This is a genomic window from Candidatus Omnitrophota bacterium (genome assembly GCA_041649175.1).
Taxonomy (GTDB): Bacteria; Omnitrophota; Gorgyraeia; order Zapsychrales; family JBAZNR01; genus JBAZNR01.
Map to the genome: position 1 here is coordinate 1,112,090 of JBAZNR010000001.1, position 25,718 is coordinate 1,137,807.

Below are 25,718 nucleotides of genomic sequence, written 5' to 3' on the forward strand. Positions count from 1 at the left end.
TTTAACTGTGCCAAAATTAGCCGACCTCCATATCCATACCTATTATTCCGACGGGACTATGTCGCCGCAGGAAGTTGTTGAAGGAACACGAGCGGCGGGTTTAAACTGCATTAGCATTACCGACCATGATACCTTCGAAGGTGTTTTGCCTACACAGCTTGCCGCGAAAGAGTTTGATATTGAGGTGATCGCCGGAATTGAGTTTTCTTCGGAATGGGAAGGAAAAGATATTCATATCTTAGGTTATTGTATGGATCTGGATTCCGAAGCGCTTCGAGAACCTATCAAAAAAATGCAAAAAGGCCGGCGCATGCGCATCGAACAGATGATCGAAAAACTAAAAGCACAAGGCATTAACAATATAGTACCGCAAGAAGTTTTTGATCTGACGCAATCAGATTCCGTCGGGCGGATGCATTTAGCGACTATTTTAAAACAAAAAGGATGGGTTTCTTCTATCCAGCAAGCGTTCGTAAAGTACATCGGTGAAGGGTGCATTGCCTATGTTCCGAAATTTAAGCAAACTCCTCAGGAGATCATTGCCCTGATTCGAAAGGCTCGCGGAGTGGCGGTGATGGCGCATCCGATGTTAACGTTAAAGGATGAACTTATTCCGGGCTTTGTGGATGCGGGTTTACGAGGGCTAGAAGTGTATTATCCGAATTGCTCGCAAAATATTATTCAGTTTTACGAGAACATTGCCAAGAAACATAATTTGATCCTCACCGGAGGCTCTGATGCTCATGGGAAAGCGAAAAACAATACGTCCATCGGGAAAATGAAAATCTCTTATGAGCTGGTCGAGCGCCTTAAAGAGGAAAAAGAAAAAGTATGACCGATCTCGACTATATGAAGAAAGCTTTTCAATTGTCGCTTCGCGCCAAAGGAGAAACGTGGCCTAATCCGGTTGTGGGTGCCGTGATCGTTAAAAATGGTAAGATCATTTCTGAAGGACATCATCGTTATTGCGGAAGTGATCACGCGGAAGTGGTTGCCCTAAAGAAAGCCGGCAACAAAGCGCGCAGCGCTAAGCTCTACGTGACTTTAGAGCCGTGTTCTCATTTTGGGCGCACGCCGCCTTGTGTTGATGCCATTATTCAAAGCGGAATTAAAGAAGCGATCTTTGCCGTAAAAGATCCTAACCCCATCAATAGCGGAAAATCTATTCAAAAGTTAAAACAGGCCGGAATTAAGGTGCGTTTTGGATTTTTGGAAAAGGAAGTTTTTAAAGCCAATGAGCCTTTTTTCAAATATATTAAAACAAAAATGCCGTTTGTGACCGCAAAAATTGCTCAAACCTTAGACGGAAAGATCGCCGCCTCAAACGGGCGATCGCAATGGATCACATCCAAAGAGGCGCGTGATTATGCTCATCGGCTGCGCCAAGAGTTTGACGCGATCTTAGTCGGGGTGAATACTGTTTTAGCGGATGACCCTCGTCTTTCTGCCGTCAAGAAATTTAAACAGATCAAAAAGATCATCGTTGATACTCATTTAAGGACTCCCGAGCGTTCTCGAATTTTCAAAAACACACTTCCGTCTGATGTGATCATCGCCACCACAAAAAAATCTTCTTTAGCGAAACGAAATAGTTTTCTAAAGCGAGGCGTTGATATCGTGATTTGTCCTACAAAAAACAGCTATGTTGATATAAAATGGTTATTTAAAAGGCTGACTGAGCGCGAAATTGTTAACCTTCTCATTGAAGGTGGTGGGCGGATCATCGGAAGCGCCCTAAGGGAAAATTTGGTTGACCGAATGCTTGTTTTTATCGCGCCAAAGATTTTAGGCGATACACAAGCGATCAGTTCAGCTTGCGGATTAACGGCAAGACATGTTGATGATGCGATCAAGTTGCGTGATCTGTCCGTTAAAAAAATAGGACAAGATATTTTGCTGGAGGCGTATGTTCACCGGGATCGTTAAGGGCTTAGGGGCGGTTAAAGAAATTATTTCGAAGAAAAATCTTATTGTTCTTAAGGTTGATACGGGTAAACTTTTTAAGAAAATTTCCATTGGCGATAGTATCGCGATTGATGGAGTTTGCCTAACCGCTACTTCTCGAAAGTCAAATATTGTTTCTTTTGACGTGATGAAAGAAACGATTTCCTGCACGACGCTGAAGTATTTAAAATCAGGTTCAAAGGTCAATTTAGAAGAAGCCCTTCGCGCCAATAGCCCGTTAGGCGGGCATTTTGTTTCTGGGCATGTGGATTGCGTGGGAAAAATCCTAGAGAAAATCACGCAAGAAAATTATGTTGAGTTTCAGATCGCGATCAGTAAAGATCAAATGCGCTATATTGTCCCGAAGGGTTCGGTATCTGTGGATGGAATAAGTTTAACCGTAGGAAAAGTATGGAAAAATTATTTCTCGATTTACATTATTCCGCATACATTGAAGATCACAACGCTGGGATTTAAGGTATCCGGAGACGAAGTTAATATCGAAACCGATCTTTTGGCAAAATATTTTTTAAAACAAAAATGAAAAAACGCGTCGTCATAACCGGTTTAGGGATTCTTGTCAGCAATGGCAAGGGTAAGGACGAATTCTGGAAATCCTTAGAAGAGGGAACCGTTGGTTACAAGCCGGTGACTCTATTTGATCCGGCGGAATTTCGCGTTAACATTGCCGGTGAAGTCAGTGATTTTGACGCCAAGACGTATATGGGAATTAAGGGGTTGCGTAACCTTGACCGCAGCACAAAACTAATTGTTTCCGCCGCAAAACTCGCCATCGCCGACAGCCAATTTATTATTACGGATGATAATACGGATGATGTGGGTGTTTCCGTCGGAACGACATTGGGAAGTATTAAAAGTATCGCGGAATTTGATGAAGTGACTTTACGCGAAGGGCCCCGTTATGTTAATCCGGCGCTTTTTCCCAATACGGTTATCAATTCTCCGGCTAGTCAAATTTCCATTTGGCAAAATATCCAAGGCTTTAATACTACCATTTCCACCGGATTTACCGCGAGCCTTGATGCCATGAGTTATTCTTATGATTTTATTCAGTACGGGCGCGCTAAGGTAATTTATGCCGGAACCGTGGAAGAAATGTGTAAACAAACCTTCTTTGGTTTTTATACGCTTAAGTTCATGTCGGGATCCAAAGAAGGCGAACCGTTCATTAATTGCCCCTTTGATAAAAGGCGTAACGGAATTACCTTTGGCGAAGGCGCTTGTATTATAGCCATGGAAGATTATGAGCACGCCAAAAACCGCAATGCGCCGATCATGGCGGAAGTTTTGGGTTTCGGAACGTGTTTTGACCCATTTCGGATCAATAAATATAATCCGCGTGGGACAGGCCTTATTCAATCGATTAAAAATACTTTAGAGAATTGCGGTTTGGGAATTACCGATATTGATTATATTTGCGCTAATGCGAATTCAACCGTTGCGGCAGATAAAATTGAAACATTGGCGATCAAGGAAGTTTTTGGCCAGCAGGCGTATAAAATTCCGGTGAGCAGTATTAAGTCCATGACCGGAGAATGTTATAGCGCGTCGGGGGCTTTTGCGGCGGCGGCATCTTTGGGCGCGCTCAATAGGAATTTTATTCCTCCGACGGTAAATTATAAAGAAAGAGACCCGGATTGTGATTTGGATTATGTTCCTAATAAATCACGTAAGGCGAATTTAAAGAATATTCTAGTGATCACGTTCGGGCCAAATGGCAATAATACCTGTATGGTTTTAAGGAAATTTATTCCATGAAAGAATTGAAAGATAAAGTAGCTATTGTAACAGGCGGGTCGCGCGGAATTGGCCGAGCGGTTGTTCTCATGCTGGCAAAAGAAGGATGCCATGTTGCCTTTAGCTATCATAGATCAAAAGAAGAAGCGCTAAAAGTTGAGCAAGATGCTAGAAAGCTCGGTGTAAAGTGCGAGGCCTCTCAAGTTGATGTTAAAGATTTTAATCAAGTCAAAAAATGGGTTGAAGAAACAAAGGAAAAATTCGGCCGCTTGGATATTTTGATCAATAATGCCGGAATTATTATTGATAAGGCTTTAATGTTGATGAGTCCGAAGGATTGGCAGGAGGTTTTGGGTACGAACTTGACAGGTGTTTTTAATGCCAGTCGTTCGTGTATCGTGACATTTTTAAAACAAAAAAGCGGCGATATTATTAATATGTCATCGGTGAGCGGTCTAATCGGTCTTCCGCGCCAAATAAATTATGCGGCAACCAAAGGCGGGATCAATGCGCTTACAAAATCTTTAGCCAAGGAAGTGGCCGGCTATGGTGTGCGCGTTAACGCGGTTGCGCCGGGATTTATTGAGACGGATATTTTATCGGGAATGACACCGGAACAAAGGACAAAGATCTCAGAAAGCGTTCCTTTGGGGCGCATTGGAACGGTCGAAGACGTTTCTAATTGTGTCAAATTTTTATTAAGTCAAGAGGCGAGGTATTTAACGGGGCAAATTATTCAAGTGGACGGCGGTTTAGCCATTGGCGGCCGCTAAAAAAGGGGAGAATGGCCATGCAACTTGATATCCAGGAAATAAAGAAGATCATTCCGCACCGGTTTCCGTTTCTGTTGATCGATAAGGTTATTGACCTAAAGCCTAATGAAAAACTTGTGGCGATCAAGAATGTGTCGGTCAATGAACAATTCTTTGTCGGGCATTTTCCGGAAGAAAAAGTGATGCCCGGTGTTTTGATCGTGGAGGCTATGGCTCAAGCGGGATGTATTTATTTTTATCATAGTAAGAATTTGATCGGGAAGAAGTTGATCTATTATTTAGGCAAAGTGGAAGTGAAATTTTCAGCGCCGGTTATTCCGGGAGACCAATTGGTCATCGAAGTGACCACGGTTAAATTTTTGGCTAAAAACGGTATTTTGGCGACTAAGGCGATGGTCAACGATAAAGTTGTTGCCGAGGCGCAGATCGGTTTTAGCGTAAAAGAAGTTTAGCGCATAAAAGATTCGCGGGATTAAGGATAGGAGCCTTGCGCCAAGCTTGCAGCTTGGCGCAAGGCTCAGTTCATTTCATTCTTCCGATCAAAATCAGACAGGGTAATTGACGAAACGATGCTCGGATGGTAAACTACACTCTGTTATTTATTGTTAACTACAAATTAAAAAATAAAAGGCGATTTAATTCCCGGGGAGTAGCGCAGCTTGGCTAGCGCGCAACGTTCGGGACGTTGAGGCCGTGGGTTCAAATCCCACCTCCCCGATTTTATCTAAATGTGGATTTTCTCGCTGTTCATCGTTAAACTGAAAAAATAGGCAGTTTAGAAAAAAGATGTTTCAATCGCATATTGTGTATTTAGGAACAGTTCAAGGCGTTGGATTCCGTTATACGGTCCATCGCTTTGCCTCAGAGCTTGACTTAGTGGGCTGGGTTAGGAACTTAAGCGATGGCAGTGTTGAAATTTTAGTCGAGGGCAAGAAAGAATCCATCGAAGAGTTAATAAAAAATATTGATGAATATTTCTCCGGCTATATTCAGGACAAAAAGGTCACGCACCGAGAAGCAGAAGTCCATTTTAAAGATTTCCGGATCGCATAGCACGCCTGTTTTAGTTTTTTAAAATAGTATTTCCTCCACACAAAAATGCGCTACGCCATTTTTTCCGATATTCACGCAAACCTCCAGGCGGTTGAATCCGTCTTAGCCGAATTAAAAAAAGAAAAGATCGACGGGTATTTTTGTGCGGGCGATGTCGTCGGTTATGGCGCTAATCCGCATGAGTGCATCGGGATCGTTCGTGATCTAAATACCGTTTGTGTCGCCGGTAATCATGATTGGGCTGTTGTCGACAAGGTCGATATCGCGTACTTTAATCCTACCGCCCAAGAAGCCATTCTCTGGACTAGGGCAAAGGCCTTACGAGAAGACATGGCCTTTTTGGATAAGCTACCGCTTATTTATAAAAACGAAAATTTTATTATGGTTCATGGCACCTTAGATGAGCCAAGCTATTTTCACTATTTAGTGGATATCCGGCAGGCCGCCACGATGTTCAGATATATGGACAGGAATGTATGCTTTGTTGGGCATTCTCATGTGACGGACATTTTTGTTCTCAAAGATGGGAAAGTCGCTCGGGGATTATCGGCGGATATTTCAGTCGAGAAAGAATGTAAATATATTATTAATGTCGGTAGTGTTGGCCAACCTCGCGATGGAAATCCAAAGTCAAGCTTTTGTATTTATGACACCCAAGAAAATACGATTTCCATCAGAAGAGTTGATTACAATATCACCGAAGCCCAAAAAAGAATTTTAGAATCCGGCCTTTCTCCTTTTTTGGCCTCACGATTAAATCTTGGCCGTTAGACGATGGATAAAACACGCGCTCAAAAAGAGATCATAAGGTTAAGCGAAGAAATAGAGCTCCATAATCATCGTTATTATGTGCTGAGCCAGCCAACGATCTCAGATAAGGAATACGATGAGCTTTTGCGCTGTCTCATAGAGCTAGAAAAACAATTTCCTGAGTTAAGATCTGCGCAGTCGCCGACCGTAAGAGTTGGGGCAAAAATCGATGAGGCCGCTAGGGCCGTTGCGCACAAAGCCAAGATGTATTCATTGGATAATACGTACTCTGCTCAGGAGCTTTGTGAGTGGGAAGAGCGTGTTAAAAAAAATCTACCGGGTGAACATATTGAATACGTCGCGGAGCTTAAGATTGACGGAGTGAGCGCCGCGCTGACCTATGAAAACGGTATTTTTACTCTAGGCGCCACACGTGGCGATGGATTGACCGGGGAAGATGTGACGCACAATATTAAAACGATTCGCTCTATCCCGTTAAAGCTATTCGGGGAAAAAGATAAAGATTTTCCGTCGGTTTTTGAGGTGCGTACTGAAATTTATATGAACCTTGAAGATTTTAAAATCCTTAATCAGGAGCGCAAAAAGCAAGGGGAAGAATTGTTCGCTAATCCTCGCAATGCCACCAGTGGATCTTTAAAGCTTTTAGATTCGACCATGACGGCAAAGCGCAAGCTCAGTTCTTTTGTTCATTCGTTCGGAATTCTAAGAGGTGAAGAAACTCCGGAAACACACTGGGATTTTCTAAGTTCTGCCAAAAGGTATGGTTTTCGAGTCAACGAGGAAAACAGGTTGTGCCGGACGTTCCAAGATGTTTTAGATTATTGTAAGAAATATCAAGAAAAGCGAAGTTCAATTCCTTACGAAGTGGACGGTGTTGTTATTAAGGTCAATTCTTTAGAACAGCAAAGAAAACTCGGAGCGACACTTAAAAGCCCTCGATGGGCGGTTGCCTATAAATTTCCGGCTCATCAAGCGACGACAAAAGTTCTGGATATTGTTATTCAGGTGGGAAGAACGGGAGTTTTGACACCCGTCGCTTGCCTTGAGCCGGTTGCGTGCGCTGGAGTCATGATCTCTCGGGCGACACTGCATAATTTTGATGAAATAAAAAGGTTGGGAATAAAAAAAGGCGACCGAATTTTGCTGGAACGCGCTGGCGACGTTATTCCTAAAGTTATTAAAGTCGTTGAACATTCGAAAGAAACTTCTCGGGCTTTCCAGGTTCCAAAGAAATGCCCTGAATGCGGCGGAGATATTGTTAAGGAAAAAACAGAAGATGTTGCCTATCGGTGTGTCAATATAGATTGCCCTAAGCAGTTAGAGCGACGGCTCGTTCATTTTGCCTCGCGTACTGCCATGGACATTGAGGGGCTGGGAGAAGTTGTTATTGCACAGCTTTTGGAAAAAGGGCGCGTTAAGAATTTAGCGGATATTTATTTTCTAGAAAAGAAGGATTTGCTTGACCTTGAGCTTTTTAAAGATAAAAAGGCGGATAATCTTTTAGCGGCCATTCAAAACAGCAAGAAAAATTCTTTATCACGTTTATTATATGCCTTAGGGATCTCCAATATTGGTGAAAAAGCGGCCTATACTTTGGCTCAAAAATTCTTGTCACTTGAGAATATCATCAATGCTAAAGCAGAAGACCTTGAGAATATTCATGAGATCGGCGAAGTAATGTCTTATTCGCTTCGAGATTTTTTCTCAAAGCCAGCAACAAAAAAACTTGTGGAGCGTCTAAGGCAAGTTGGGGTTAGCATGCTAGAGCCTAAAAATGTGCTGGCTGATAATAGGCTGGAAGGAAAGAAATTTGTTTTTACCGGAGAGATGTCGGAATTTTCGCGAAGCGAGGCAGGTGAGCTGGTGAAAAATCTTGGCGGTGAAATCGTTTCGAGCGTTAGTAAAAATACGGATTTTGTTGTTGCGGGGAAAAGTCCGGGATCAAAATTTGATACGGCAGTAAAATTAGGCGTTAAGATCTTAAACGAACAGGAATTTAAGGAGATGATCCAATGAATATTTTTGTAAACAAAAAACAGTTAGCCTTAAGGATGTCTTTAGTACTTTGCATTTTTTTATCTATTTCCATCGTGCTTGGCGGGTGTGAACCGCTTCGCAAGAAATTTACGCGCCAGAAGAAAAAGGACAAGGATGAAAGCATGGAAATGTCTCCTATCTTGGAGCCGATCGAATATCCGGCCAAACAATACAGCCCCGAGCAAGTTTACCAGGAGCATTTTTCTCTCTGGAAGGTTTGGCAAAAAGAATTGTTGACGATGCTAGACGGAACATCAAGCCGTAAGCGCCAATTTTATGCCATGGAGCAGATCAGAAAGCAATTAGCGGAACTAAAAGCCTTATTAGCGGATGACAAAAAAGCGGGAGTTGAGGTTTTGCTCAGTGAATTGTCCGTCGTTGAGGCTGATATGCGTTTATCTGTTCCTCGCGGAAGCCTTTCTTCGTGGAGATCCAAGGTAGAATCGATCGGAAAGAAAATGAGAACAGAATATTCTTTAAGTAAAGTGAAAGATAGTATTAAGAAATAACGTTTTAAGATCCTTATGAAAGAATTTATCGAAGAGTTTATCAATTTTCTTTCCGTCGAGCGAGGCCTGTCAAATAATACGATCCTGGCTTATCGTCGAGACTTGACAAAATACACACAGCATCTCTTAAAGCAAAATATTTCGAGTTCAGATGCGGTGAAGCGTGAAAATATTACGGCCTATATGCATGATCAGAAAGAAAAAAATCTATCGACGAGTTCGATTTGTCGAAGTTTAGCGGCTATCAAGATGTTCCACCGTTTTTTGGTCCGGGAGCGTTTAGCCAAGGAAGACCCTACCAATCTTCTGGAAACGCCGAAATTATGGAAAAAAGTTCCTGATGTTTTATCGTCCAGTGAAATTGAGAGCATGATCAAAGAAGCTCAAGGAAAAGGCTGGCAAAAAATTAGAGATACTGCGATCTTGGAATTATTATACGCCAGCGGCATGCGTGTGTCGGAACTTGTGGACTTAAAGATTGATAGCGTTAATGTTCAAGTCGGTTATGTCCGTTGCGTTGGTAAGGGGCGTAAGGAACGGATCGTTCCCATTGGACGGCGGGCTCAAACTGCAGTTAAGAAATATGCAGAAGAGGTACGTGCAAAATTGGTTAAGAAAAATATTACCAATTCTTTATTCTTGAGCCGCCTGGGAAAAAAGATCAGCCGGCAGAGCATTTGGAAGATCATTAAGTCTTACGCGAAACTGGCGAGGATCAAAAAGGTCATTAAGCCGCATACGATCCGTCATTCATTCGCGACGCATCTTTTAGAGCACGGTGCCGACCTTCGATCAGTCCAAGAAATGCTGGGGCATTCCGATATTTCAACGACACAAATCTATACGCATGTTGATAAAGAACGCTTGCGCACAATCCATCAACAATTTCATCCTAGGCCGTAGACAGCTATGAAGCATTTATTACAAAAATTACCGAAAAAGATTTTAACGCTGATCAAAGAGATAGGCTTTGAGGCGAAAAGCCGTGGCGTTGTGGCCTATCTTGTCGGTGGATTTGTGCGCGATCTCATTTTGGAAAGAGAAAATCTTGATCTAGATATTGTTGTTGAAGGTGATGGTATCAGTTTCGCGAAGGCTTTTGCCCGCAAAAAAAATGCCGACATAACTGTATACGGAAAATTTGGGACAGCAACGATCGTTTTACCCAGCGGAAAAAACATTGATTTTGCCACGGCCAGAAAAGAAACGTATTGGCATAGCGGAGCTCTTCCGGATGTTGAGCCGAGTGTTATTTATGATGACCTTTTTCGTCGAGATTTTTCTATTAATGCGATCGCCATGGCCATCAATCCTGGTCAATTCGGCAAAGTAGTGGATTATTTTAATGGGCTTAGAGATATCGCAAAGAAGAAAATAAGAGTGTTGCATGAAAAAAGCTTTCAAGATGATCCCACTCGTATCTTGCGGGCAATCCGGTTCGAACAAAGGCTTGATTTTCAACTTGAGAAACAAACAGAAAAACTATTGAGAAATTCCGCTGAACAGAAAGTTGTGCAGAATGTTAAACCGCAGCGTTATTTTGAAGAATTTAAGAAAATGCTTAAAGAATTTCATCCCGTAAAACCTCTTCGTCGATTAAATCAGTTAAATGGCTTCCAATTTCTTGGAAATAGTTTTAAAATACGCGCATCGCAGTTTTTGCTTTTGTCCGCGGTCGAAAAAGAGGTTGCTTATTTTGCGAGAGAATTTTCTGGGAAACGATCCATTGATCCCTGGATCATTTATTTTATGTCGATCGTGGATGTGGTGCCCGCAAAAACGCTTAAGAAAATATTAGCGCCGTTTAACCTATCTTCGGTAGACCAAGCGCGAATATATTCGGCGTGTTATGCGGACAGGGTCATTGAACAGCTTTCAAAAACGAAGTTGAAACCAAGTGCTGTCTATGAAATTCTAAAGCCTTTAAGCATTGAGACGACCATTTTCATTAAAGCAAAATCCGGGAAGAAGGTTATCCGGCAGCGCATTCACCGCTTTCTAAGTAAAGACAGCTTTGCAAGCCTTCATCTTCGCGGTGATGATCTTAAGTCTTTAGGAACTGCGCCCGGACAGCCCGTCGGAGCAGCTCTTAAAAAGCTTCTTGCTGCGAGAATAGATGGTACTCTTAAATCAAAACAGGATGAAATACTTTTTATAAAGAAGTTAAACCAATCTAACGTTAGGGGATAGCGATGAGTCGGATCGATCGAATCAATGAATCTGTTAAAAGGGAAGTCAGCGATATTGTGCAAAAGGAAGTCAAGGATCCTCGCCTGAAGTTTGTGACGATCATGCAGGCAGAGGTGAGCCGTGACCTGCAGCATGCTAAGATCTATTTTAGCGTTTTTGGGGATAATTCTAAAATTGATTCGGCACAGCAAGGGCTTGACAGCGCCAAAGGTTTTATTCGAAAACTCGTCGGCCAGCGCGTGCGGATGCGTTATACGCCGGACATTGATTTTATTTTTGATGAATCTGTTTCTTACGGCGCGCATATCGAAGAAATTATTGAGAAAATAAAACATGAATCTTAATCCCATTATAAAAGCCATCAAGGCTAATAAAACTTTTGTTTTAACAACGCACGCTAATCCTGATGTTGATGCTCTGACGTCTGAATTAGCCTTGGCGATCTACTTAAGGTCTTTAGGGAAGATCGTTCACGTTATCAATGCTGATGCCCCGCTTAAGGTGTATCGGTTTTTACCGAAGATTAACTGGGTCAAGAAATATAATGGTAAGCCTTTGCGCTATGATGTCGCTATTTTTCTGGATTGTGCTGATTTCTCTAGGATCGGTTCTGTCGAAGGCTTGATTGATCGAGAGAAAATGATCATCAATATTGACCATCACATTACCAATGAGAAATTTGGTTGTTTGAATTTTGTCGACTCGCAAGCTTCTTCGGCTGCCGAGATGGTCTTTACTTTTCTTAAAAGTGTTCGTTATAAACTTACGAAAGATATCGCCATTCTTTTGTACTCCGGGATCATGACGGATACGGGGTCATTTCGCTATGACAATACATCACCATATACTCATCAAGTCGTCAGTGAATTGTTGACGTTTAAGTTTTCGGCAAACCAAATTTATCGAAAGATCTACGAAGCCGTCAATCTTAAAGATCTTGTGATCCTTGCAAAAATATTAGACCGCTTTGAAATTCATCATCAGGGAAAGGTTGTTTGTATTGAATTGACGAAGCAAATACTTAAAGGATTTTCCGGAGAATTTGACCTGAGAGATAAGATCTTTACATTTTTACGTGCCATACAGGGCATTGAGGTTGTTGTGATATTCACGGAAAACAAAGGTGATTTTACTCGTGTTAATTTTCGTTCCCAGGGCAAAGTTGATGTGTCCCGAGTGGCTTCCAAGTACAATGGGGGAGGACACGCGAAAGCTAGCGGCGGATACCTTGCGATGAGCTTAAAGAAGGCAAAAAAGGAAGTCTTGAGATATTTGTCAAAAGTGGTCTGCTGATGGACGGATTTTTGGTTATTGATAAGCCCGCTGGAATTACTTCTCATGATGTCGTCAGTTTTCTTCGTAGAAAATTCCAGATGAAGCGAGTTGGCCATGCCGGAACATTAGATCCTCTTGCAACGGGAGTTTTGATCATTTTTTTGGGGAAGAGCACACAGTTATTTGAGAAGTTCTCTTCTTTTGATAAAGCCTATGAGGCAACATTACGTTTAGGCTTGCGAACGAGTACCGCTGATATTGAAGGCCGTGTGATAAGCCAGAGGCCGTATGGCGCAGTGACATCAAATCAGGTGGAAGAGATTTTTACCCGTTTTGTCGGAGATATCGAACAGATTCCTCCCATGGTTTCTGCGATCAAAGTTGGTGGGAAACCGCTTTATAAATTGGCCCGACGCGGTATTGAAGTTAAAAGAGAGCCGCGCCGGATCAAGATTTATTCTTTGTCTCTTGTTGATTTCGCTTTGCCGGATGTAAAATTCTGCCTGGAATGTTCAAAGGGAACTTATGTCCGCAAGCTCGCCGAAGATGTCGGAGATATCATCGGATGCGGGGCTTGCATCACGCAAATTCGCCGGACAAAAATCGGTCCGTTTAAAATTGAAGAAGCGGTTAATCTTGAGGAAGTCAATGAAAGTCATTTACGACATTGGTCGTATTAAAAAGAAGTTTCCTCGCCCTGTTATCGCCATAGGTATTTTTGATGGTGTTCACCTTGGACATCAGAAACTTATCCGAAAAGTTATTGAAAAAGCGAAAAGCTTAAATGGGACAAGCATGGTGATGACATTTTTTCCCCATCCGGCAAATATTTTGAATCCTAAGAATCCTGTTCCTCTGCTAGTTTCTCTTGAGAGGCGAATAGCCCTCATAAGAGACTTAGGAGTTCAGGTTTGTTTGGTTGTGCCGTTTACGCGGAAATTTTCAAATTTAAAACCGCAAGATTTTATCGAGAAGTATCTTTTTGGGAAAGTTGCTCCTGAAAAAGTTTTTGTCGGAAAGAACTTCCATTTCGGGAAGAACCGACAGGGAACGCCAAATTTCTTAAAACAGATAGGCAACCAATATGGTTTTGAAACAAATGTTGTTTCTTTTGCCAGGAATCATCGCAGGACGATCAGTAGCACGCGAATAAGAAAACTTATTTTAAAAGGACAGCTCCAAACAGCGCGGGAGTTTTTAGGGCGCCCGGTTTCAATCTTTGGGAAGGTTAGCGTGGGAAAAAAGGTCGGGAAAACGTTAGGGTTTCCGACGGCAAATATTCATCCTTCCGGAGAAATTCTTCCGCCGCGAGGAGTTTACCTTGCCCAGGTTGTTCTCAATAAAAGAATTCATAATGGTGTTGCTAATATCGGGATCCGCCCTTCTTTTAGGGAGAGAAATAAAGCACTTAATGTTGAAGTTTATATTTTTAATTTTAAAAAAAATATTTATGGAAAGGAAATTGAAGTTCGATTTCTGTCTAAGGTTCGTCCCGAAAGAAGATTTTCGACAAGGGAGTCGCTAGCTCAACAGATCCAAAAAGATGTTGAATTGGCGAAAGAAATGTTTCGGGCTCATCGCGCGTATTCCGCATAATATCTCCCGCTTTTGTATCGGTTATACATTTTTGCCTACCGTTTCTCTCCTAGATAACAATATATCGATAAAGTTAATTCCTGCGGCTGAGATATAGCCAAAATCCCTTCGGTTTTTGTCAGAGCTATTTCTTATCTTAACCAGAAGAATTAGTATTTTGATGTTGACAAAGCCCGTGGACCCCACTATATTATGAAATTGGTGGAGCAAAGTGGAGCAAAGTGGTTTAAATCAACGGAGATGAAAAGTGTTTTACGGCGAATATATTCATACCATTGACCGCAAAGGACGCTTGATCTTGCCGGCGCGCTTTAGAGATGTCGCGAAAGAGCACGGCATTGAGAAGTTCTTTTTAACGCGCGGGTTAGATAAATGTATCTTTATGTTCAGTGATGATGAGTGGCGTTCCCAAGAGCAGAAGTTTCGTAATATGTCATTTACGAAACAAGAGGCGAGAAGTTTTAATCGTATGTTTTTCTCCGGAGCGGCAGAAATTATTCCGGATAGGCAAGGGCGGTTTATCGTCCCTCCTTATTTGAAAGATTTTGCCGGGATAAAAATTGATACCATTATTATTGGTATATCAAATCGCATCGAAGTTTGGGATGCTCAAACTTGGAAAGAATTTTACAGTAATTCTCGTGGTTCGTTCGAGGAAATTGCTGAAAAGATCATTGATGTCTGAAATAAAAAATGACTCATATTCCTGTCATGACAAAAGAGGTTCTGGAAAATTTGAACCTCAAAGCAGGTAGTTTTGTATTAGATTGCACGCTTGGTACGGCAGGGCATGCGCTGGAAATACTGAAAAGGATCGGCCCTCATGGACGTTACATCGGCACCGATCGCGACGGTGAATCGCTTTCTGTCGCGCAAGACAGGCTTAAAGATTTTGCCGGACAATGTCATTTTGAACAAACGGATTTTCGTGATTTTGATGTTGTTTTAAATAAGTTAGGGATTCGCGAGGTTGATGCGATCTTGTTGGATGTGGGTATTTCCAGTTATCAAATAGATAATCCTCAGAGGGGTTTTAGCTTGAGATCTGATGGGCCTTTGGATATGCGCATGGATAAAAATAGCTATATTTCAGCGTATGATTTGGTGAACTCTCTTTCGGAAAAAGAGATTGCATCGATCTTAAAAAATTTTGGGGAAGAGCGCTGGCATCATCGCATTGCAAGTTTTCTGGTGAGGGAAAGATCAAAAAATCCTATTGCTTCTACCGGAGATTTAAGCCGTGTCGTTTTAAGGGCGATCCCACGCGGTGCCGGAAAGCAAAAGATCCATCCGGCGACTAGGACTTTTCAAGCTTTTCGCATTGCGGTGAACCGCGAATTGGAAGCCTTAGAAGTAGCCTTAGATAAAAGCATAAATTATCTTAAAGTCGGCGGGCGGACATGTGTTATTTCATTTCACTCGTTAGAAGACAGGATCGCAAAAGAGAAATTTAAAGAGTTTTCGCAAAAAGGATTAGGCCGGATCATTACAAAAACTCCGCTGCGCCCAAGCGATGAAGAAAATGCGGTTAATTCTCGCGCGCGAAGCGCGCGGCTTAGGGTTATAGAAAGGACAAAATGAGATTTTCGAAGTTTCTTTTATTGATGTGTTCCGTTACGATCCTGTCGCTGGTTTACATCCGGCTTCAGGTTGATATCTTTGATCTGGCTTATCAAGGAAAGAATAAAGAAATTGAGATCCAGAAATTATTAGATCATCGAAGCAATGCCTTATCAAGTATCTCCACGTTAAAATCATCGAGTCATTTGGGCGTAAAGCTACTCGCGGATAATTCCGGTATGCGCTTTTTAGATAATGATCATGTGGTTGAATTAAGAGCGCCGGTCGTGCTGGCGAATCAAGGCAAAAAAATCGCCTCAACTAGATCGGAAAATAAAATGAATTTTTTAGCCGGCCTTTTTACGCTAAAGTCTCAGGCTCAGGCCGAATCCATTAAATAAATCTAAGGTTAAATTATATCGGTGCATACCCGCAGGTATTCTTTTCGATTTAGCTTCATCTTTCTTTCCCTCATTTTATTTCTTGTCTTGTTTTCCGCAAAACTTGTCATGATCCAGGTCTTCAAATTTTCTTACCTATCCGGCCTTGCCGAGAAACAACACAATACCTTGATCAAGCTAGAGCCCAAACGGGGCACAATTTATGATCGAAATCTGAGGCCGCTGGCCATTAACGTTACGGCATATTCTCTCTATGCTAATCCGCGCGCGATGAGCCCAGCGAAAAAAGCAGAAGTTATCCGGCGTCTTCCGGAAATCTTAAATTTAAATTCAAAATTTCTTACGCAAGCCCTGAGCAAGGAAAAATATTTCGTTTGGCTTGCGCGAAAATTATCGCCGCAACAAATGGAAGAAATAAAAATGCTTAAACTGGACGGGCTCGATTTTGTCAAGGAAAGCAAGCGTTATTATCCCGGCGGGGAATTGGCCGCTCACATGATCGGTTTTTCCGGAATTGATAATGATGGATTAGAAGGCTTAGAGCTGACATGCGATAGATATCTTAAAGGTGATTTTGGCTGGACGCAGATCATGCGCGACGCAAAGCAGAGAGCGCTTCTTTTAGAAAAAAGTTTTTTTCCTCCCGAAGACGGAAAAGATTTAGTACTGACCATTGATGAGACGATACAGTATATCGCAGAGCGCTCTCTGGATAAGGCTTTCAAAAAGCATAATGCCAAAGGCGCCATGATCATTGTTATGGACCCGAAAACCGGAGAGATCTTGGCCTTAGCGAACAGGCCTACGTATCATTTGGGGCATCCCACAAAATCCAGCCAAGATAGCCACCGTAATCGTTGCGTTACGGATATGTATGAGCCGGGATCGGTTTTTAAGATCGTCACAGCTTCTGCCGCGCTTGAGGAAAAGAAATTTTCTGAAAAGAATATGTTCTTTTGTGAAAATGGCGCCTATAGAGTCGGGAACCATATCCTTCATGACCATCAAAAACATGGTAATTTGAATTTTAGTCAGGTCTTTGAGCAATCCAGCAACATCGGCGTAACCAAGATCGCGCAACAGTTGGGAGCCGCGGCTATCTATCGATATGCGCGGCTTTTTCGTTTCGGGATCCTTACGGGAATTGATTTACCCGGCGAAGTTAAAGGTGTTCTTAAGCCTCCTGCCGTTTGGTCAAAAACATCGATCGGAGCTATTCCTATCGGGCAAGAGGTTACGGTGACCGCAATTCAACTTGTATGTGCAATTTCAGCAATCGCAAATGATGGAGTTTTCATGCAGCCGTTTGTGATAAAATATATCAAAGATCAAAAAGGGGAGCTTATTAAGGAATTTAAGCCGACCGCAGTCGGACAAGTGATCAGTAAAGAAACAGCATTGCGGGTTAAAAATATCTTAAAAGGCGTTGTTGAGAACGGTACGGGAAAATTAGCCAAGATCAAAGGAGTTTCGGTGGGCGGAAAAACCGGAACTGCCCAGAAAGTTACCGGAGGAACTTATTCGCATAGTGAATTTTATGCTACGTTCATTGGCTTTGCTCCGGTAGAAGATCCGAAAATTGCCGTTGTGGTTGTTTTTGACGAGCCTCATCCCAGTCATTATGGGGGGACAGTGTCAGCGCCGGTCTTTCAAGAAGTCGCGCAAGATACGTTGCGATATCTTAGGGCGACAAAATCCTCTGTCATTGTTCAAGAAAATCATTAAATATGAAACTTGAGAAATTACTAAAAGGTATTTATAAACAAAGCCTGCCGGCGTCATTTATTGATTTTGACGCAAGATCTGTTAGCTCTGATTCGCGGGCTATCGAAAAGGGAAGCTTGTTTGTTGCCGTCAAAGGCCCTATTTTAGACGGAACGCAATATATTGATGACGCGGTAAAAAAAGGAGCAAAAATTGTTGTTGCCGACAGTTATCCGGGCGGGGTTAAAAAAGCTCTTGATGCCGGTATCTGCTTTCTTGCGGTTGCGGACCCTAAAAAGTTTCTGACCGATATTGCGAAGAATTTTTATGGTGACCCTTCGCGAAAGATCAAGGTCATCGGCATTACCGGGACCAATGGAAAGACAACAACCTCTTATTTGGTCGAGTCTATTTTGGCCAAAGCGGCAGAAAAATGTTCCGTTATCGGGACGATCAACCATCGTATCGGAAATAAGATCCTTCCCTCCAAAAACACAACACCGGGCGTTATTGACAATCAACACTATTTATCCGATATGGTCAAAGAAGGTGTTGGGTATTGCGCCATGGAAGTTTCCTCGCATGCTCTTGATCAAGGGCGAGTTGACGGCATTGATTTTAATTCGGCGATCTTTACGAACTTGACTGGTGATCATATGGATTATCATCAGAATATGGAGAATTATTTTCAGGCAAAGGCAAAATTATTTTCCGGATTATCAAAAGATGCTTCGGCCATCATCAATGCGGATGATCCGTATGGAAAAAGGCTTGTTTCGTTAACGAAAGCCAAGGTCATTACTTATGGGATTACGCATCAGGCTGACATTGTGGCTTCTGATATTCAATTGAGTTTAAGTGGTTCAAAATTTACGTTACGTCATGGCAAAGAGCTTGAAAAAATGACGACAAAATTGATCGGACGGCACAATATCTATAATATTTTATCCGCAGTGGCTCAAGGCCTTTGGCAAAAAATAGATATGAAGGATGTTGAGCGGGCTATTGAAGATTTTGAAAATGTTCCCGGGCGGCTTGAGCGCATTGAAGCCGGACAAGATTTCCATGTGTTCGTTGATTACGCGCATACCGAAGATGCCTTAAAAAATATTTTAACAAATTTGAGATTAGTTACCAAAAGCCGGATCATTCTTGTGTTTGGTTGCGGCGGTGACCGTGATAAGACCAAACGTCCCAAAATGGGAATGGTGGCAAGCCAATTGGCTGATTTTTGCATTGTCACCAGTGATAATTCTCGCAGTGAAGATCCTCAAGTGATCGCCAATGAGATCATTCAAGGATGCAAAAATAAAAACTTTACGGTTATCTTGGACAGGGAAGAAGCGATCAAAAAAGCGATTACGTTGGCAGGGAAAAACGATGTTGTTGTGGTTGCTGGAAAAGGCCACGAAACGTATCAGATCTTTAAGGAAAAAACAATTTCTTTTGATGACTGTGATGTTGTCAAAAAATACCTCCATGCTAAATCTTAACGACATTCTGCTTGCTACGGGCGGCCGTCAATTAAGCGGAAAAAGGCATGCCTTGATCCGCTCGGTTTCAACTGATAGTCGAACCTTAAAACGCGGAGATCTTTTTATTGCTCTTTGCGGGAAGAATTTTGACGGGCATAACTTTCTTCGAAAGGTAATTGCGAGATCGGCAGCGGCGATCATTGTTTCCAAAAAAGTTTCTCTTCCTCACACCGATATCCCGATCATTTTTGTTGATGACACGACGCAAGCTTTAGGGCAGATCGCCCGGTTTCATCGCCGGCGCTTTAAAATCCCTGTCATTGCCATTACCGGAAGCGCCGGGAAAACGACCACCAAAGAGATGATCGCCGCGGTTTTAGAAAAGAAATATAAAGTTTTAAAGAATATCGCGACATTGAATAATAATATCGGCGTACCGATGACTTTATTAAAGCTCAATAAAACACATAAGATCGTTGTTGTTGAGCTGGGAACGAATCATTTTGGCGAGATCGCGCAGTTAGCACAAATTGCGGAACCGACAGTTTCGCTACTCACAAATATTGGCGAGTCACATCTAGAATTCTTAAAAACACCTGCCGGAGTTTTTAAAGAAAAATTCAATATCATCCGGCGCATGCAAGAAAATGGGTTGGTCATTTTCAATAAGGATGATCGTTTTTTACGGACAATCCCGAACAAGGCCAAGGGGAAGGAATTTATTTCTTTTGGGATAAAATCGCAGTCTGATATCAAGGCGGGAAACATTCAGGAACCTGATAGTGGATCGCTTTGTTTTACTGTCAATGATCGTCAAAAATTCTGCTTGCAAGTCTTCGGTTCTCATAATGTCTATAATGCGTTAGCGGCAATTAGCTGTGGGCGATTATTTAAGGTCAATGATCAAAAAATCAAGGAAGCGCTTCTTGAATTCAAAAATCTTTACGGCCGGGGTGTTTTTAAAAAAGTGAAGTCCTGGAACATCTTAGATGATTCTTACAACGCCAATCCGATGTCTTTACGCAGTTCCATTGAAACGTTATCCCGCTTGAAAACAAAGGGGCGAAAAATCTTAGTTTGCGGTGATATGCTGGAGCTGGGGTCAAAATCTGAGCAGCTGCATCGTAAAATAGGAAAACTAGTAGGCCGTTCGAACATTGATTCGATCATCACCTTAGGGAATTTATCAAAATTTATTTCTTTAGAAGCGAAAAAACAAAATAAAAATCTTAAAAGTTATCATTGTCATCGCATCGAACACGTGCATAAAATACTTAAAAGCGATCTTAACTCCGGAGATGTTATTTTGATCAAAGGTTCGCGTGGGCTTCGGATGGAGCGTGTCATTGCTTTATTAAAAGGAAAGGAAGAAAACTAAGATATGTTTCACTATTTAGCTAGCTTGCGGGATGTTTTCTTTGGCTTCAACATTTTTAAATATATTACTTTTCGTGCCGGCATGGCCGCTGTAACAACGTTCGTCCTGTGCCTTATCTTAGGCCCTTTTTTGATCCGAAAATTCAAATCGCGTAATATCCGAGAAAACGTCAAAAGAGAATATTGCGATAAGCTTGATCCGTTGCAAAAATCTAAAGAGGGAACGCCCACCATGGGCGGGATCTTTATTATCGGGAGCATTGTTCTCTCCATCTTGCTGTGGGGAGATTTAACCAATAAATATACGCTGATCGCCTTGGTGACTTGTATTTGGCTTGCGGTCTTGGGAGGCATTGACGATTATATCAAGCTAACGCACAAAGGAAAAAAACGCGGGCTTTCGGCATTAACGAAGTTTACCTGGCAGCTAGTTTTAGGGTTTTCAGTAGGATGTTTTGTCTACCTTGACCCGACAACATCAACAAAGCTTGATCTTCCATTCGTTAAGGAGTCGGTTATTGATTTGGGAATGTTTTATATTCCCTTTGTCATGCTGGTCATTGTAGGGGCATCTAACGCGGTCAATTTAACTGATGGTTTGGATGGATTAGCCATAGGATGCACGCTCATGGTCGCGTTAACTTTAAGCGTTTTGAGCTACGTTACCGGCCATTTGAGATTCAGTGAGTATTTATTTATTCCTTATATTCCCGGAACAGGAGAATTAGCAGTTTTTTGTATGGCGATGGTTGGTGCTAGCTTAGGATTTTTATGGTTTAATTGCTATCCGGCGTCAATTTTTATGGGCGATGTCGGTTCCTTGGCTTTGGGCGGAAGCATTGGCGTTATTTCGGTGTTGATCAAAAAAGAACTCCTGCTTGTTTTTCTGGGAGGAGTGTTCGTTGTCGAGGTCGTTTCGGTCATGCTTCAAATCTTTGTTTTCAAGGTGCGGCGAAAAAGGTTATTCAAGATGTCGCCGGTGCATCATCATTTACAACTTTCCGGATGGGATGAATCGAAGATCATTGTTCGTTTTTGGATCATTGCGATCATTCTCGCGTTATTAACGTTAACAACCCTAAAGATCAGATAATGGATTTACGGCATAAACGAGTTGCCATCATTGGTTCCGGTAAAAGCGGCATGGCGATCGCGGAATTAGTTCTGCATTTCCAAGGCCAGCCCAAAATTTCTGAAAAAGCTCCCCAGGAGTCTTTAAAGAATATTCTAGAAAAATGGCCGCAACGAAAACGAGTTGAAATGGAATTTGGCGGCCATACGAGAAAGTTTATCGAAGAAAGCGATATGGTGGTTTTAAGCCCGGGTGTTCCAATCAGCGCCGAGCCGGTTGCCTGGGCGAAAGCCAAAGATATTTCTGTTTTTGGCGAGGTGGAGTTAGCATTTCGGTTTTGCCCTTGCCCGGTGATAGCGGTAACCGGCAGTAACGGTAAAACAACCGTTTCTACCTTGATCGCTAAAGTTCTCGAGGAAACAAAAAGAAAAGTTTGTCTTTGCGGCAATATCGGGTCGCCATTTTCCAGTCATGTGACGAGCCTTAAGAAAAATGACCTTGTGGTCCTTGAGATCAGCTCTTTTCAGCTGGAATCCATCATTCATTTTCGTCCGCACGTGGCTGTTTTTGTTAATTTCAGCCAAAATCATTTAGACCGGCATAAGGATATGGAAGAGTATCTTTGTGCTAAAAAAAGAATTTTTTCAAATCAAAAGAAAAATGATTTTGCCATTCTTAATTACGAAGACCCTATCGTTAAAAATCTGGCATCGGAGGTTCAATCTAAAGTTTCTTATTTTAATTCTCCAGGTTTATCTGAAAAGCTAGGTATTCGCAATCCGAATCATTTGGCGGCTGCGGAGGTTGGCAGGATTTTTGACGTAAGCCCTGACCAGTGCAAGAAAATATTCTCTGGATTTAAAGGAGTTGAACATCGGCTGGAATTAGTGCGCACCATAGATGGTGTTGATTTTGTGAACGACTCAAAATCGACAACACCCGAGGCTGGGCGATGGGCGCTTACAACGATGGAAAAGCCGATTGTAATGATCTGTGGCGGCTACGACAAAAAACTTGGTTTTGATGTTCTGAGTGATTTGGTCGGCCGTAAAGTTAAGAGAATTTTCGCTATTGGACAAACGAAAGAAAAGATAACAAAGGCTTTCTCCGGTGTTGTCAATGTTGAGGAATGCGGCAACCTTGAAAGTGCTGTGGTGAGTGCGCGTAGGGCTGCGGTGCCGGGTGATTGTGTCTTGTTGTCACCGATGTGCGCCAGTTTTGATATGTTCAAAAATTTTGAAGAACGCGGAAAGGTGTTCAAGCAAATCGTTTCTCAACTTTAATTATGCGCGAGATCAGGCGGTCACTGGCTATTTTAACGGTTATTTTAGTCTGCGTAGGGATCATTATGATCTTTAGCGCCAGCAGTATCTATGCTTTACAACAGCTAAAAGACAGCGCTTATTTCTTGAAGCGGCATTTATTATTTCTCACAATGGGTTTGCCGCTTATGCTCTTGGTAATGGCGATCGATTATCGGGAACTGCGCAAATATGCCAAGCCGATCCTGATGGTCGCGATTTTCTTGCTGATCTTGGTTCTTATCCCTGGAATTGGGAAAGAAAGTAACGGTGCCCGGCGTTGGTTTAAGGTTTTTGGTTTAAGTTTTCAGCCGTCAGAATTCGCTAAGATTGCCGTATTGATCTATGTTGCTGATTTTCTGGCGCGCAAACAGACAAAGATCCGCGATCTGGTTGAAGGGTTTTTGCCGCTTGTTTTTATGCTAGGCATTGTTTGCTTGCCGATCTTAAAACAGCCGGATCTAGGAACGTCCGTTTCTATCGCTTGCGTTGTCTTTGTTCTGATGTTTGTTGCCGGCGCGAGGATCTCTCATCTTAGCCTTGTCGGGCTCATGTCTTTACCGCTTATTTATCTTCTGATCGTCCGAGTTCCGTATCGTTTAACAAGGATCTTGGCGTTTCTTAATCCGTGGGGCGATAGCCAAGGAATAGGTTTTCAACTGACGCAATCGCAAATTGCTCTTGGATCAGGAGGGATTCTTGGCGTTGGTTTAGGGCAAAGCATGCAGAAACTTTTTTATTTACCGGCGGCGCATACCGATTTTATTCTGTCCATTATTGGCGAAGAACTAGGATTGGTTGGGACATTAACGGTTGTTGTCTTATTCATGCTTTTTATCTGGCAAGGTGCCAGGATCGCCAAGAGAACAGAAGAAAGCTTTGGTTATTTTTTAAGCGTCGGCATCGTGGCCATGCTGGGGTTACAAGCCGTTGTTAATGTCGGCGTCAGCATCGGAGCTTTGCCAACAAAGGGATTGCCGATGCCGTTCATTAGCTATGGAGGTTCGGCGTTGATTTTTAATCTTATTGCTGTTGCGTTATTGCTTAACATTTCCCGCACCCAAGAATCATGAAAATTATTATTGCGACAGGCGGTAGCGGCGGCCATGTTTTTCCGGCATTAAGCGTTGCCATTGAGCTAAGAAGCCGGGGGCATGAGATTGTCTTTTTGGGAACCCCGGGGTTGGCTGCGGAGAAAATAGAAAAAAATAATTTTAGGTTTGTCGGGCTTTGCGCCAAGGGAATAGCTTACCGGTCTTTGGCTTCTTTTTTTGTTTCCATCAATTGTATGTTGACGGCAACCGGGCAGGCACTTCGATTCCTTAAGGAATTCAAGCCTGATGTTGTTGCCGGATTTGGCGGTTATGGAGCTTTTCCGACGGTTGCGGCGGCATTTCTTTTGCGTTGTCCGACATTAATCCATGAGCAAAATGTTGTTCCGGGCAAGGCTAATTACTTATTGTCAAAGTTTTCCAAACGTGTGGCGGTTAGTTTTGCGGAAAGCCGGAGATATTTTAATCAAAAAAAAGTTGTGTTAACCGGATGTCCGTGCCGTAAGAAGCCAAATGAGTTGCCGCGTGAGGAAATTCTGCGAAAATTTAATCTTTCTCCTGATAAACCGATTATACTAATTGTTGGAGGAAGTCAGGGAAGCCGCAGGATCAACAAAGATTTCTTTGAAGCGGCTATTTTGCTTAAAGAAAGCCTTGATTTTCAAATTATCCATATTTCCGGGAAAAAAGACTATGAAGACCTGAAAGCGAGCTATGAGCGTTCGGGGATGCATTTTTGCCTTTTTGATTTTCTCGATGAGATCGATTTAGCGTATATGGCAAGCGACCTGGTTATTTGCCGGGCCGGGGCGATGACGATCAATGAAGTTGCTCTTTTTAGGCTCCCGGCGGTCCTTATTCCTTATCCGTTTGCCGGCGGCCATCAAAAAGAAAATGCCAAAGTTCTTTGCCGGGCACAAATAGCGCAAATGATCGAAGAGCATGAATTAACGCCTGAGCGCTTAAGAGCGGTTATCCTAGAGTTGCTGACAAGAAGAATAAAGAAAGAGGAAATTGCATTGCGGGCAGAGAAATTCTTTTATGCGGATAGCGCCATTCGCTTAGCCAACGAGATAGAGTTAATTAAAGAATGAACATAAAAGTTTTGATCATCTCGGCCGCGATCTTCTTTGGATTTTCTGCCGCGGCTTTTTCCGATAATAATTGGCAGGAGTACCGTTGCCAGCATTTCATTATTTATTACAAGGATGTTCCGCAGGATTTCTTGAAAAGTGTGGAAGAGATGGCGGAATATTATTATCAGGAGATCACAAAGAATTTAGGATTTATTCGTTATGAAAATTGGTCGTGGGATAAGAGAGCAAAGATTTATATTTATAATGACGCGCAAAACTACATTGATGAGGGAAGGCAAGCCGGCTGGTCGCATGGCTCGGCGTCGTTTAGCGAGAAGATCATCCGCACATTTCCGACAGCTGCCGGATTTTTTGATTCAACTCTTCCGCACGAACTAGGGCATATTATTTTCAGGGAATTTGTTGGTTTTAAAGCCGATGTTCCTTTGTGGATGGATGAGGGGATAGCGATGTATCAAGAAAAAGCGAAGCGTTGGGGCGTTAATGATTTTGTCAGAAAAGCGATCGAAGAAAAAAGATTTGTTTCTTTAAAAGAACTTTCAGAAATGCAGCTAAATTCTAATACGGACCGAGACACGATCGATCTTTTTTATGCTGAGTCGGCGAGCGTTGTTTATTACTTGATCACCGAGGCGGGTGAATATAAATTTGTTAATTTCTGCCGGGCCTTAAAAGAAGGCAGACGTTTTAATGATGCCCTTAGATCTGTTTATATGCGCTTTAAGGATCTGGAAGAGCTAAATAAGGCGTGGGTAACGTATCTTAATAACTAA

The 25,718-nt window shown here is 42.4% G+C and carries 27 protein-coding genes and 1 tRNA gene; all 28 read left to right on the top strand.

Annotated features, from left to right (window positions below):
* Positions 1–7 precede the first annotated feature (7 nt).
* Entirely contained in the window at positions 8–835 is an 828-nt protein-coding gene (locus WC676_04680) for a PHP domain-containing protein (protein MFA5059903.1), read from the top strand.
* Positions 832–1,926 carry a bifunctional diaminohydroxyphosphoribosylaminopyrimidine deaminase/5-amino-6-(5-phosphoribosylamino)uracil reductase RibD gene (ribD, locus tag WC676_04685; protein MFA5059904.1) on the top strand — a complete coding sequence of 365 codons (1,095 nt, stop codon included), beginning with the start codon at positions 832–834 and terminating at the stop codon, positions 1,924–1,926. The genes WC676_04680 and ribD overlap by 4 nt, the downstream gene beginning before the upstream one ends.
* A complete protein-coding gene (locus WC676_04690) occupies positions 1,907–2,488 on the top strand; it encodes a riboflavin synthase (protein ID MFA5059905.1) in 582 nt (193 codons plus the stop codon). The genes ribD and WC676_04690 overlap by 20 nt, the downstream gene beginning before the upstream one ends.
* The gene (locus tag WC676_04695) at positions 2,485–3,723 is read left to right on the top strand and encodes a beta-ketoacyl-[acyl-carrier-protein] synthase family protein (protein MFA5059906.1); all 1,239 of its coding nucleotides are present in this window, start codon (positions 2,485–2,487) and stop codon (positions 3,721–3,723) included. The genes WC676_04690 and WC676_04695 overlap by 4 nt, the downstream gene beginning before the upstream one ends.
* Positions 3,720–4,475 (top strand): 3-oxoacyl-ACP reductase family protein, encoded by a 756-nt coding sequence (locus WC676_04700; GenBank protein MFA5059907.1) that lies wholly within the window; start codon positions 3,720–3,722, stop codon positions 4,473–4,475. Before WC676_04695 ends, WC676_04700 begins: the two co-directional genes overlap by 4 nt.
* Positions 4,476–4,486: 11 nt before the next feature.
* Complete coding sequence (fabZ, locus tag WC676_04705; protein ID MFA5059908.1) at positions 4,487–4,927, top strand: 3-hydroxyacyl-ACP dehydratase FabZ; 441 nt, start codon at positions 4,487–4,489, stop codon at positions 4,925–4,927.
* A gap of 191 nt (positions 4,928–5,118) precedes the next feature.
* Positions 5,119–5,193: transfer RNA gene (locus WC676_04710), tRNA-Pro, on the top strand.
* Positions 5,194–5,261: 68 nt separating this feature from the next.
* Positions 5,262–5,528: an acylphosphatase gene (locus WC676_04715; protein ID MFA5059909.1), complete on the top strand. Its 267-nt coding sequence runs from the start codon at positions 5,262–5,264 to the stop codon at positions 5,526–5,528.
* Between the two features lie 45 nt (positions 5,529–5,573).
* A complete protein-coding gene (locus WC676_04720; protein ID MFA5059910.1) occupies positions 5,574–6,299 on the top strand; it encodes a metallophosphoesterase family protein in 726 nt (241 codons plus the stop codon).
* A 3-nt stretch (positions 6,300–6,302) separates the two neighbouring features.
* A complete protein-coding gene (ligA, locus tag WC676_04725; GenBank protein ID MFA5059911.1) occupies positions 6,303–8,315 on the top strand; it encodes an NAD-dependent DNA ligase LigA in 2,013 nt (670 codons plus the stop codon).
* Positions 8,312–8,845 (top strand): hypothetical protein, encoded by a 534-nt coding sequence (locus WC676_04730; protein MFA5059912.1) that lies wholly within the window; start codon positions 8,312–8,314, stop codon positions 8,843–8,845. Before ligA ends, WC676_04730 begins: the two co-directional genes overlap by 4 nt.
* Positions 8,846–8,860: 15 nt before the next feature.
* A complete protein-coding gene (xerD, locus tag WC676_04735) occupies positions 8,861–9,748 on the top strand; it encodes a site-specific tyrosine recombinase XerD (protein ID MFA5059913.1) in 888 nt (295 codons plus the stop codon).
* Between the two features lie 6 nt (positions 9,749–9,754).
* The gene (locus tag WC676_04740) at positions 9,755–11,035 is read left to right on the top strand and encodes a CCA tRNA nucleotidyltransferase (GenBank protein ID MFA5059914.1); all 1,281 of its coding nucleotides are present in this window, start codon (positions 9,755–9,757) and stop codon (positions 11,033–11,035) included.
* 2 nt (positions 11,036–11,037) lie between these two features.
* A complete protein-coding gene (gene rbfA / locus WC676_04745; GenBank protein MFA5059915.1) occupies positions 11,038–11,379 on the top strand; it encodes a 30S ribosome-binding factor RbfA in 342 nt (113 codons plus the stop codon).
* Positions 11,369–12,328, top strand: a complete 960-nt coding sequence (locus WC676_04750) for a bifunctional oligoribonuclease/PAP phosphatase NrnA (GenBank protein MFA5059916.1) — start codon at positions 11,369–11,371, stop codon at positions 12,326–12,328. Before rbfA ends, WC676_04750 begins: the two co-directional genes overlap by 11 nt.
* Positions 12,328–12,990: a tRNA pseudouridine(55) synthase TruB gene (gene truB, locus WC676_04755; GenBank protein MFA5059917.1), complete on the top strand. Its 663-nt coding sequence runs from the start codon at positions 12,328–12,330 to the stop codon at positions 12,988–12,990. Before WC676_04750 ends, truB begins: the two co-directional genes overlap by 1 nt.
* Positions 12,959–13,906 (top strand): bifunctional riboflavin kinase/FAD synthetase, encoded by a 948-nt coding sequence (locus WC676_04760; GenBank protein MFA5059918.1) that lies wholly within the window; start codon positions 12,959–12,961, stop codon positions 13,904–13,906. The genes truB and WC676_04760 overlap by 32 nt, the downstream gene beginning before the upstream one ends.
* A gap of 247 nt (positions 13,907–14,153) precedes the next feature.
* Positions 14,154–14,591, top strand: coding sequence for a division/cell wall cluster transcriptional repressor MraZ (gene mraZ, locus WC676_04765; protein ID MFA5059919.1), 438 nt, complete (start codon positions 14,154–14,156; stop codon positions 14,589–14,591).
* Between the two features lie 8 nt (positions 14,592–14,599).
* The gene (gene rsmH, locus WC676_04770) at positions 14,600–15,487 is read left to right on the top strand and encodes a 16S rRNA (cytosine(1402)-N(4))-methyltransferase RsmH (GenBank protein MFA5059920.1); all 888 of its coding nucleotides are present in this window, start codon (positions 14,600–14,602) and stop codon (positions 15,485–15,487) included.
* Complete coding sequence (locus WC676_04775) at positions 15,484–15,867, top strand: hypothetical protein (GenBank protein MFA5059921.1); 384 nt, start codon at positions 15,484–15,486, stop codon at positions 15,865–15,867. Before rsmH ends, WC676_04775 begins: the two co-directional genes overlap by 4 nt.
* A 108-nt stretch (positions 15,868–15,975) precedes the next feature.
* Positions 15,976–17,592 (top strand): penicillin-binding transpeptidase domain-containing protein, encoded by a 1,617-nt coding sequence (locus WC676_04780; protein ID MFA5059922.1) that lies wholly within the window; start codon positions 15,976–15,978, stop codon positions 17,590–17,592.
* A 2-nt stretch (positions 17,593–17,594) separates the two neighbouring features.
* On the top strand, positions 17,595–19,064 hold the full coding sequence (locus WC676_04785; protein ID MFA5059923.1) for a UDP-N-acetylmuramoyl-L-alanyl-D-glutamate--2,6-diaminopimelate ligase: 1,470 nt from the start codon (positions 17,595–17,597) through the stop codon (positions 19,062–19,064).
* A complete protein-coding gene (murF, locus tag WC676_04790) occupies positions 19,051–20,424 on the top strand; it encodes a UDP-N-acetylmuramoyl-tripeptide--D-alanyl-D-alanine ligase (GenBank protein MFA5059924.1) in 1,374 nt (457 codons plus the stop codon). Before WC676_04785 ends, murF begins: the two co-directional genes overlap by 14 nt.
* Positions 20,425–20,427: 3 nt before the next feature.
* Positions 20,428–21,516 carry a phospho-N-acetylmuramoyl-pentapeptide-transferase gene (gene mraY, locus WC676_04795; GenBank protein MFA5059925.1) on the top strand — a complete coding sequence of 363 codons (1,089 nt, stop codon included), beginning with the start codon at positions 20,428–20,430 and terminating at the stop codon, positions 21,514–21,516.
* Entirely contained in the window at positions 21,516–22,778 is a 1,263-nt protein-coding gene (murD, locus tag WC676_04800; protein MFA5059926.1) for a UDP-N-acetylmuramoyl-L-alanine--D-glutamate ligase, read from the top strand. Before mraY ends, murD begins: the two co-directional genes overlap by 1 nt.
* A 2-nt stretch (positions 22,779–22,780) precedes the next feature.
* Complete coding sequence (gene ftsW / locus WC676_04805; GenBank protein MFA5059927.1) at positions 22,781–23,869, top strand: putative lipid II flippase FtsW; 1,089 nt, start codon at positions 22,781–22,783, stop codon at positions 23,867–23,869.
* A complete protein-coding gene (gene murG, locus WC676_04810; GenBank protein MFA5059928.1) occupies positions 23,866–24,942 on the top strand; it encodes an undecaprenyldiphospho-muramoylpentapeptide beta-N-acetylglucosaminyltransferase in 1,077 nt (358 codons plus the stop codon). The genes ftsW and murG overlap by 4 nt, the downstream gene beginning before the upstream one ends.
* Positions 24,939–25,718 (top strand): peptidase MA family metallohydrolase, encoded by a 780-nt coding sequence (locus WC676_04815; protein MFA5059929.1) that lies wholly within the window; start codon positions 24,939–24,941, stop codon positions 25,716–25,718. The genes murG and WC676_04815 overlap by 4 nt, the downstream gene beginning before the upstream one ends.

Coding starts and splice junctions, on each gene's coding strand:
- ribD (MFA5059904.1), top strand. CDS start 832: ATGACCGATCTCGACTATATGAAGAAAGCTTTTCAATTGTCGCTTCGC.
- WC676_04690 (MFA5059905.1), top strand. CDS start 1,907: ATGTTCACCGGGATCGTTAAGGGCTTAGGGGCGGTTAAAGAAATTATT.
- WC676_04695 (MFA5059906.1), top strand. CDS start 2,485: ATGAAAAAACGCGTCGTCATAACCGGTTTAGGGATTCTTGTCAGCAAT.
- WC676_04700 (MFA5059907.1), top strand. CDS start 3,720: ATGAAAGAATTGAAAGATAAAGTAGCTATTGTAACAGGCGGGTCGCGC.
- fabZ (MFA5059908.1), top strand. CDS start 4,487: ATGGCCATGCAACTTGATATCCAGGAAATAAAGAAGATCATTCCGCAC.
- WC676_04715 (MFA5059909.1), top strand. CDS start 5,262: ATGTTTCAATCGCATATTGTGTATTTAGGAACAGTTCAAGGCGTTGGA.
- WC676_04720 (MFA5059910.1), top strand. CDS start 5,574: ATGCGCTACGCCATTTTTTCCGATATTCACGCAAACCTCCAGGCGGTT.
- ligA (MFA5059911.1), top strand. CDS start 6,303: ATGGATAAAACACGCGCTCAAAAAGAGATCATAAGGTTAAGCGAAGAA.
- WC676_04730 (MFA5059912.1), top strand. CDS start 8,312: ATGAATATTTTTGTAAACAAAAAACAGTTAGCCTTAAGGATGTCTTTA.
- xerD (MFA5059913.1), top strand. CDS start 8,861: ATGAAAGAATTTATCGAAGAGTTTATCAATTTTCTTTCCGTCGAGCGA.
- WC676_04740 (MFA5059914.1), top strand. CDS start 9,755: ATGAAGCATTTATTACAAAAATTACCGAAAAAGATTTTAACGCTGATC.
- rbfA (MFA5059915.1), top strand. CDS start 11,038: ATGAGTCGGATCGATCGAATCAATGAATCTGTTAAAAGGGAAGTCAGC.
- WC676_04750 (MFA5059916.1), top strand. CDS start 11,369: ATGAATCTTAATCCCATTATAAAAGCCATCAAGGCTAATAAAACTTTT.
- truB (MFA5059917.1), top strand. CDS start 12,328: ATGGACGGATTTTTGGTTATTGATAAGCCCGCTGGAATTACTTCTCAT.
- WC676_04760 (MFA5059918.1), top strand. CDS start 12,959: ATGAAAGTCATTTACGACATTGGTCGTATTAAAAAGAAGTTTCCTCGC.
- rsmH (MFA5059920.1), top strand. CDS start 14,600: ATGACTCATATTCCTGTCATGACAAAAGAGGTTCTGGAAAATTTGAAC.
- WC676_04775 (MFA5059921.1), top strand. CDS start 15,484: ATGAGATTTTCGAAGTTTCTTTTATTGATGTGTTCCGTTACGATCCTG.
- WC676_04780 (MFA5059922.1), top strand. CDS start 15,976: ATGATCCAGGTCTTCAAATTTTCTTACCTATCCGGCCTTGCCGAGAAA.
- WC676_04785 (MFA5059923.1), top strand. CDS start 17,595: ATGAAACTTGAGAAATTACTAAAAGGTATTTATAAACAAAGCCTGCCG.
- murF (MFA5059924.1), top strand. CDS start 19,051: ATGCTAAATCTTAACGACATTCTGCTTGCTACGGGCGGCCGTCAATTA.
- mraY (MFA5059925.1), top strand. CDS start 20,428: ATGTTTCACTATTTAGCTAGCTTGCGGGATGTTTTCTTTGGCTTCAAC.
- murD (MFA5059926.1), top strand. CDS start 21,516: ATGGATTTACGGCATAAACGAGTTGCCATCATTGGTTCCGGTAAAAGC.
- ftsW (MFA5059927.1), top strand. CDS start 22,781: ATGCGCGAGATCAGGCGGTCACTGGCTATTTTAACGGTTATTTTAGTC.
- murG (MFA5059928.1), top strand. CDS start 23,866: ATGAAAATTATTATTGCGACAGGCGGTAGCGGCGGCCATGTTTTTCCG.
- WC676_04815 (MFA5059929.1), top strand. CDS start 24,939: ATGAACATAAAAGTTTTGATCATCTCGGCCGCGATCTTCTTTGGATTT.